Origin of the sequence: Streptomyces sp. NPDC059092 (genome assembly GCF_042756365.1) — a bacterium.
Classification (GTDB): Bacteria; Actinomycetota; Actinomycetes; order Streptomycetales; family Streptomycetaceae; genus Streptomyces.
In genome coordinates this window covers 168,849-176,616 of sequence record NZ_JBHZEJ010000006.1, presented here as the reverse complement: position 1 = coordinate 176,616, position 7,768 = coordinate 168,849, and the positions used below count along the sequence as shown (strand labels likewise).

The 7,768-nt window shown below is 73.1% G+C and carries 8 protein-coding genes; 4 read left to right on the top strand and 4 right to left on the bottom strand.

Annotation, left to right across the window (positions count from 1 at the left end):
- Positions 1 to 32 precede the first annotated feature (32 nt).
- Both ACFXPL_RS06340 and dapE read right to left on the bottom strand, forming a co-directional pair.
- The gene (locus tag ACFXPL_RS06340; protein WP_384913334.1) at positions 33 to 782 is read right to left on the bottom strand and encodes a TIGR00730 family Rossman fold protein; all 750 of its coding nucleotides are present in this window, start codon (positions 780 to 782) and stop codon (positions 33 to 35) included.
- A 160-nt stretch (positions 783 to 942) separates the two neighbouring features.
- Positions 943 to 2,022 carry a succinyl-diaminopimelate desuccinylase gene (gene dapE, locus ACFXPL_RS06335; RefSeq protein ID WP_384913332.1) on the bottom strand — a complete coding sequence of 360 codons (1,080 nt, stop codon included), beginning with the start codon at positions 2,020 to 2,022 and terminating at the stop codon, positions 943 to 945.
- A 196-nt stretch (positions 2,023 to 2,218) separates the two neighbouring features.
- Between dapE and ACFXPL_RS06330 the strand changes: the two genes are divergently transcribed.
- Both ACFXPL_RS06330 and ACFXPL_RS06325 read left to right on the top strand, forming a co-directional pair.
- On the top strand, positions 2,219 to 3,262 hold the full coding sequence (locus ACFXPL_RS06330; RefSeq protein WP_384913329.1) for a hypothetical protein: 1,044 nt from the start codon (positions 2,219 to 2,221) through the stop codon (positions 3,260 to 3,262).
- A gap of 351 nt (positions 3,263 to 3,613) precedes the next feature.
- Entirely contained in the window at positions 3,614 to 4,048 is a 435-nt protein-coding gene (locus tag ACFXPL_RS06325; RefSeq protein WP_384913326.1) for an ATP-binding protein, read from the top strand.
- A 158-nt stretch (positions 4,049 to 4,206) separates the two neighbouring features.
- Here ACFXPL_RS06325 and dapC read toward each other — a convergent pair whose 3' ends face one another.
- Positions 4,207 to 5,301 (bottom strand): succinyldiaminopimelate transaminase, encoded by a 1,095-nt coding sequence (gene dapC, locus ACFXPL_RS06320; protein WP_384913323.1) that lies wholly within the window; start codon positions 5,299 to 5,301, stop codon positions 4,207 to 4,209.
- A 90-nt stretch (positions 5,302 to 5,391) separates the two neighbouring features.
- A complete protein-coding gene (fdxA, locus tag ACFXPL_RS06315) occupies positions 5,392 to 5,712 on the bottom strand; it encodes a ferredoxin (RefSeq protein ID WP_003985062.1) in 321 nt (106 codons plus the stop codon).
- 140 nt (positions 5,713 to 5,852) lie between these two features.
- Here fdxA and ACFXPL_RS06310 point away from each other — a divergent pair, with 140 nt between their 5' ends.
- A complete protein-coding gene (locus ACFXPL_RS06310; RefSeq protein ID WP_384913319.1) occupies positions 5,853 to 6,872 on the top strand; it encodes a GNAT family N-acetyltransferase in 1,020 nt (339 codons plus the stop codon).
- Complete coding sequence (locus ACFXPL_RS06305) at positions 6,869 to 7,690, top strand: tetratricopeptide repeat protein (protein ID WP_384913317.1); 822 nt, start codon at positions 6,869 to 6,871, stop codon at positions 7,688 to 7,690. The genes ACFXPL_RS06310 and ACFXPL_RS06305 overlap by 4 nt, the downstream gene beginning before the upstream one ends.
- Positions 7,691 to 7,768: the final 78 nt, after the last annotated feature.

The window sequence follows — 7,768 nt, the reverse complement described above, 5'->3', positions numbered from 1 at the left end:
CGCGGAGGCCGGCCGCCGGTCCCCCGGCGGGATCAGTTCCCGGTCTCCTTCGTGACCAGCGCGACCGCTTCCTCCACGTCGTCCGTGACGTGGAAGAGCAGCAGATCCTTCTCGGACGCCTTGCCCTGCGCCACCACCGTGCCCCGCAGCCAGTCGACCAGGCCGCCCCAGTACTCCGTACCGAACAGCACGATCGGGAAGCGGGTGACCTTGCGGGTCTGCACCAGGGTGAGCGCCTCGAACAGCTCGTCCAGGGTGCCGAGGCCGCCCGGCAGCACCACGAAGCCCTGCGCGTACTTCACGAACATCGTCTTGCGGACGAAGAAGTAGCGGAAGTTGACGCCGATGTCGACGTGCGGGTTGAGCCCCTGCTCGAAGGGGAGCTCGATGCCCAGCCCGACGGAGACGCCCGACGCCTCCCGCGCCCCCTTGTTCGCCGCCTCCATGGCGCCAGGACCGCCGCCCGTGATCACCGCGAACCCGGCGTCGACCAGCGCGCCGCCGAGCCGTACGCCCGCGTCGTACTCCACCGTGCCGGCCGGCGTGCGCGCGGAGCCGAAGACCGCGATGGCGCTGGGCAGTTCGGCGAGGGCACCGAAGCCCTCGACGAACTCCGACTGGATCCGCATCACCCGCCAGGGATCGGTGTGCACCCACTCCGAGTCACCCTCGGTGTCCAGCAGCCGCTGATCGGTCGTGCCGGGCTGCACCTGCTCGCGTCGCCGGATCACCGGTCCGAGCCGCTGTTCCTCCGGCTCGCGCGCCCCTTCAGGCATGCCCATGAGCTGCTCCCTCCGCTGCTGTGCGTTGTTCTGGGAAAGGGTAGATCGGCGGACGTGACAAACGGCGAAATTCCGGCAGTCGAACAGGCCCCGGCCGGTGAGCCGGGGCCCTCGCCCCTCGTCAGTCCCTCGCCGCCCCGTCAGGCTCTCGCCGGCCGGGTTACCGCGTGAGCCACTCGCGGAGCCGGTCCTCGCAGTGCGTGATCCGCTCGACGGCCACCCGCTCGTCCCGCTTGTGGGCGAGCAGCGGGTTACCGGGTCCGTAGTTGACCGCGGGCACCCCGAGCGCGCTGAAGCGCGCGACATCCGTCCAGCCGAATTTGGGCCGCGCCTTCCCCCCGACGGCCGCCATGAAGGCGGCGGCGGCCGGGTGCGAGAGGCCGGGCAGGGCGGCGCCCGAGTGATCGTCCACGACGAACTCCGCCACTCCGCATCCCTCGAAGACCTCGCGGACGTGCGCCAGGGCCTCGTCCTCGCTGAGGTCCGGCGCGTAGCGGTAGTTGACGACGACGGTGCACGCGTCGGGGATGACGTTGGTGGCGACGCCCCCCTCGATCCGTACCGCGTTGAGGCCCTCGTGGAACTCCAGCCCGTCGATGACCGGCCGGCGCGGCTCGTACGCGGCGAGGCGCTGGAGGATCGGCGTGGCGGCGTGGATGGCGTTGGACCCCATCCAGCTCCGCGCGGAGTGCGCCCGCTCCCCCGTCGTGCGGAGGAAGACCCGCAGCGTGCCCTGGCAGCCGCCCTCGACCTCGCCGTCGGAGGGCTCCAGCAGGACGGCGAAGTCGCCCTCCAGCCAGTCGGGGTGGGCCTCGGCGACATGTCCGAGTCCGTTGAGGTCCGCGGCGACCTCCTCGTTGTCGTAGAAGACGAACGTGAGGTCGCGGTTGGGTTCCGGGACGGTCGCGGCGATACGGAGCTGAACGGCGACGCCCGCCTTCATGTCGCTGGTGCCGCACCCCCACAGCACCCCGTCGTCGTCGAGCCGTGAGGGCACGTTGTCCGCGATCGGGACGGTGTCGATGTGTCCGGCGAGGACGACCCGCTCGCTCCGCCCGAGCCCGGTCCGCGCCACGACGTTGTTGCCGTGCCGGTCGACGGTGAGATGCGGCAGGGTGCGCAGCGCCTGCTCGATGGCGTCGGCGAGCGGCTTCTCCTCGCCGCTGACCGAGGGGAAGTCCACCAGCCACGCGGTGAGCGCCGGGCCGTCCAGGGTGAGGTCGAGCGGTGTCTCAGACATACTTCGACCCTATTACGCCACACTGACACCCCCCGCCCCGCATGATCCACACGCCGGTCGTCACCACCCGCGCGCGCCTTCACGCCGTACCAGCGGGATCCGGTGTGACGCGGCGCGGCGCCGGGCCCGCGGAACCGCCCTGGCGGGTCTGGCGAACCGGAGCTCCGGGGCCCTTCCACTCCAGTACGGTGAGCGCGTGTCAGAGCCCGTCTCGCCTTCCTCCTCCGCCGCGCGCTCCCGCTTCGGTCGCGGACGTCTCCTGCGTATCGCGGGGGCGTTCACCGTTCTGCTGGCCGTGGCCTGCTACATGGCGGTGCAGTATCTGAGCGGCGGCGGGGGCCCGCCGCGCTGTGTCGCCCGCGCCGGGGACGGCCCCGATGACGGCGGCTCGACGTACGAGATGACCCCTGAGCAGGCGGCCAACGCGGCCACGATCTCCGCCGTCGGTTCCAGCCGCGGACTGCCGGAGCGCGCGGTGACGATCGCGCTGGCGACCGCCCTCCAGGAGTCCGCGCTGCGCAATCTCGACCACGGCGACCGCGACTCGCTCGGCCTGTTCCAGCAGCGCCCGTCGAAGGGGTGGGGCACGGCCGCGCAGATCCAGGATCCGGTCTACTCGGCGGGCGAGTTCTACGAGCACCTGGTCAAGGTTCCCGGCTACTCGCGGCTGCCGCTCACGGAGGCGGCGCAGCGCGTCCAGCGCAGCGGTTTCCCGCAGGCGTACGCGAAGCACGAGCCGGACGCGGCGCTGCTGTCCGCCGCGCTCACCGGCCGGTCCGCGGCGTCGCTGACCTGTTCGACGCCGACCGGGATCACGCCCGGGGACCCGGCGAAGGTACGGGCCGCGCTCACGCGGGACTTCGGGGCCGAGGTGAAGCCCGCGGACGCCGCGCACGAGGTCTCCGTGCCGGTGCCGGCCTCGGGTGGTCCTACGGGCGCCTCGGGGGCCGGTGAAGCCGGTGAGACGGGTGAGGCCGGCGGGTCCGACGGGGACCTCGGGTCCGACGGGTCTGTCGGGTCCGTCGGCGGGGGCACGGCCTCGCAGCGCGGCTGGGAGCTGGCGCACTGGGCGGTGGCCCAGTCCTGGACGCTGCGGATCGACGAGGTCGCCTACGCGGGCCGTGTGTGGCGGGCGGGGCAGGCGCACCGGGGCTGGCAGCGGGTGGAGGGGGCCGCGGGCAGTCAGACGGCCGGTACGGATTCCGGTGCGGGAGTGGTCCGTATCGGCACCGCGCGATAGTCGTACTGCTGGCCGCGCGCCAGGCCCGCCCAGCAGTACGACGTATCACCCGGACAGGCGAGTCCGCTCCCGCCGGGAAGCCTTCTCGCCCACCGTTACGGAAGCGCCCGCCCAACACGTCGCTTCCCTTACGGGACAAGGGAAGTGACGGTTCTCCCCACAGAGCGGAACCATCCTGTTCGTCCGATGTGCGCCACGGGGCCCACCCGGCGCATTACCTACTCTTTACCCGCACCCGCCGCACCCTTCACGGCCTTTCGAGGGGTTGTCACTACGTCCGATCGACGGATCTGCCGATCGACGGACAAGCGACACGCATCGTTCTCCCCTCAAGCCCTCCAAGGAGCCCTCATGTCCGCGAACCTCCCCCTGGCCCGCCGGATCGCCCGAGCCGCGCTGCTCATCGCGGCGGGCGCCGCCCCGGTGATCGGCGCGGCCGGGTCCGCGAGCGCGGCGGCACTCCCGCAGACCACCGACCTGGGCGCGGTCACCGCGCTCGACGGCGCCGCCGTCGACAGCGGGGCGCAGAAGGCCACCCAGGCCGTGGGCGGCACCGGCGGCAGGGCCGTCGCGAAGGGCGTGCCCGCCGCGGGCAGGACCGTCGGCAAGGCCGTGAAGACGGCGACCCCCGCCGTCCAGAAGGCGGCGGGCGAGACGGCGGGCAGCGCGGGCACCGTGCTGGGCGAGACCGCGAAGACGGCCACGGAGGGCGCCGCTCCGGCCAAGGCCGCACAGGGCGGTCTGCCGCTGGGGCAGCTCCCGGTCAAGGGCCTGCCGATCGGCTGACCCGGCCCCGTACGCGACCGATCGGCCGCCCCGGCCCGGTACCCGACCTTCGCCTCACCGGCCCCGTACCCGGCCTCGCCCACCGGTCCCGTACCCGTAACGCGCCTGAGGGCTCGGGGAGCGCGCGCTCCCCGAGCCCTCAGGCGTACGCCGGTGGATCACGTCAGGCGCTTGACCGCCGCGTCGATCCGCTCGTCGGTGGCCGTCAGCGCCACCCGTACGTGCCGCTCGCCCGCCGTGCCGTAGAAGTCGCCGGGCGCGACCAGGATGCCCAGCCCCGCGAGGTGCGCCACGGTGTCCCAGCACGGCTCGTCGCGGGTCGACCAGAGGTAGAGGCTCGCCTCGCTGTGGTCGACGCGGAAGCCGTGCGTCTCCAGCGCGGCGCGCAGGGCGGTGCGCCGGGCCGCGTACCGCTCGCGCTGCTCCTGTACGTGCGTGTCGTCGCCGAGCGCCGCGACCGTGGCCGCCTGCACCGGCGCGGGCACCATCATCCCGCCGTGCTTGCGGATCTTCAGCAGCTCGCCCAGGACGGCCGGGTCGCCCGCGAGGAAGGCCGCGCGGTATCCGGCCAGGTTGGAGCGCTTGGAGAGCGAGTGCACGGCGACGACGCCCTCGTACGTGCCGCCGCAGACGTCCGGGTGCAGGACGGAGACGGGCTCGGTCTCCCAGCCCAGCTCCAGGTAGCACTCGTCGCTGAACAGCAGCACGCCGTGCTCCCGCGCCCAGGCGACGATCCGGGTCAGCTCGTCCTTGGACAGCACCCGTCCGGTGGGGTTGGACGGCGAGTTCAGCCAGAGGAGCTTCAGCCCCGCCGGATCCAGCTCGGTGGGGTCGTCGTACGGCACGGGCTCGGCGCCGCAGAGCCGCGCCCCCACCTCGTACGTCGGGTACGCGAGCAGCGGATACGCGACCCGGTCGCCCGCCCCGAGTCCGAGCTGTGTCGGCAGCCAGGCCACCAGCTCCTTGGAGCCGACCACCGGCAGGACGTTCGTGTGGCTCACCCCACGCGCGCCGAGCCGTCGCTCCACCCAGCCGGTCAGCGCGTCCCGCAGTTCGGCCGTCCCCCACACCGTCGGGTACCCGGGCGAGTTCGCGGCGCCGATCAGGGCCTGCTGGATCAGCGGGGGAACCGGGTCCACGGGCGTGCCGACGGACAGGTCCACGATCCCGTCCGGATGGGCCGCCGCCGTCGCTTTGTACGGCTCCAGCTTGTCCCAGGGAAAGACGGGAAGGCGCGAAGAGACTGCGGACACGTACTCACTCACTCTTTCTCGTGTGCCGAACACCTGCCAAACACCGCGGTCCCGTACAGCGGGGAGCCGTACGGGACCGGGGGCGCACTGTCAGCCGTTCTGGGGCGGCAGTGCGGCGATGAAGGGGTGGTCACGCTCGATCAGGCCGAGCTTGGAAGCACCGCCGGGCGAACCGAGCTCGTCGAAGAACTCGACGTTCGCCTTGTAGTAGTCCTTCCACTCCTCCGGGGTGTCGTCCTCGTAGAAGATGGCCTCGACCGGGCAGACCGGCTCACAGGCTCCACAGTCGACGCATTCGTCCGGGTGGATGTACAAGGACCGGGAGCCCTCGTAGATGCAGTCGACCGGGCACTCCTCGATGCACGCCTTGTCCTTGACGTCGACACAAGGCTGCGCGATGACGTAGGTCACGCTGTCGTTCCTCCTCGATAGGGCGCGGCGGGCCGATCTGCGGCTCCGTCCACGGGCGCGCGGGAGCGCGGCGTCGTCGATGCCCACATCTAGTATCTCCGTTCTTGAGCGCGTTCCGAACAGGAGGGGCGGACAGAGCTGTGGAATTCACTGCCGGCGGACGATTCGAGGTCCGGGTGACCCCCTCCGACGTGGGCAAACGGGTATCAGTCAGACAACTGACGGAGGACGGTACGGGCCCGGAGAAGTTCACCGACACGGTGGGCGTTCTCACATCCTGGGACGGTGGTGTGCTGGTCATCACACGACGGACCGGCGAGAGCGTGCGCGTCCCGGAATCCGCGCTGGTCGCGGGGAAGGTCGTGCCCGCCGCGCCGGCCAGGCGGCGGGGGCCCGCGGCGTCGTTCGAGGAGCTGGCACGGGTCTGCGCCCGCTCCTGGCAGCCGGTGGAGAGCGAGCCGCTGGGCGGATGGCTTCTGAGGGCCGCGTCCGGCTTCACGCGGCGGGCCAATTCGGTCCTGCCCCTCGGTGACCCGGGCATGCCGCTCGACGAGGCGTTGGCGCGGGTACGCCAGTGGTACGGGGAGCGGGGGCTGCCCGCGTACGTCCAGACCGCGACCGGCGCCGAGTCCACGCAGGAGGTGCTCTGCGCGGAGCTGGAGCGGCGCGGCTGGCGCTCGGAGGTGACCGCGGAGGTACGCGTCGGCGCGCTCGCGCCGCTGGCCGACCGGGACGACGGCCTCTCCGCCGTACGGCTCGACCGGCCCGCCCAGCTGAGCGAGGCGTGGCTGCGGCGCTACCAGCGCTCCTCCGAGCGGCCGGGGCCCCACGTGCTCCAGGTCCTGCGGAGCGGCCCCTCGGTGTGGTTCGCGACCGTTCCCGGGGAGGACGCCCCGGAGGAGGGCGGGACGCCCGCGGCGATCGGCCGGTGCGTGGTCGACGGGCGGTGGGCGGGGTTCATGGCGGTGGAGGTCGACCCCGCGTACCGCAGAAGGGGCCTGGCCACGGCCGTGATGACCGCGCTCGCCCGCCGCGCGCTGGACGAGGGCGCGTCCGCCGCCTGGCTCCAGGTCGAGACGGACAACGAGGGCGCGCGGGCCCTGTACGACGGCATGGGTTTCGCCGTCCATCACCGCTACCACCATTTCCGGTCACCGTGAGCGGCGACCGGCGCCGGCGGTTCGCCGAGGAGGCCCGCGCGGAGCGGCCCGATCTGGCGACGCTCTGCCTGCTCATCGGCGCGGAGGGCGAACCGTCCCTCACCGAGCGGGACCTCGACGCCGCCCAGGCCGAGCTGGACCGGCTCGCCGGGCTGCTGCCCTTCGGCGTCACGGGCGCGCGCGCGTGGGCGGCGGCGCTCGCGGAACTGCTCGGCGGGCGGTGCGGTTTCCACGGCTCCTCCACCGACTACGAGCGGCTGGAGTCCTCGCTGCTGCCCGCGGTGCTGCGACGGCGGCGCGGGCTGCCGATCCTCCTCTCGGTGGTCTGGATCGAGGTCGCCCGCCGGGCCGGGGCGCCGGTGTACGGGGTGGCGCTGCCCGGTCACTTCGTGGTCGGCTTCGGCGACCCGGCCGAGCGGGTCCTGGCTGATCCGTTCGCCGCCGGCCGCCTGCTGACGGGCGACGACGCGGACCTCCTGGTCACGAGCGTGACGGGCGCGCCGCCCGACCCGGCCGCGTTCCGCCCCGCGGGGGCGCTGGACATCGTCCAGCGTGTCCTGAACAACGTCCGCGCCTGGGCCACGCCCCGCCCCGAGCGCACCGACGCGGCGCTCTGGGCCGTCGAACTCGCCCTCCTCCTCCCGTCCCACCCGGCCCGGCTGCGCTACGAGCGGGCCCAGTTGCTGGTCCGGCGCGGGGAGTTCCTCAGCGGGGCGGCGGAGATGGAGGAGTACGCGCGGGTGGTGGCGGCGGTGGAACCCGCCGCGGCGGAGGCCATCCGCGGAAAGGCCCGCGCGGCCCGGGCCATGCTGAACTGACCTCCGGGGGCCTGGGCCGGCCTCCGGGAGCGCGGGTCCCTTAACGGCGGAAACGGTGCTGGGCGGGCCTCGGAGGAG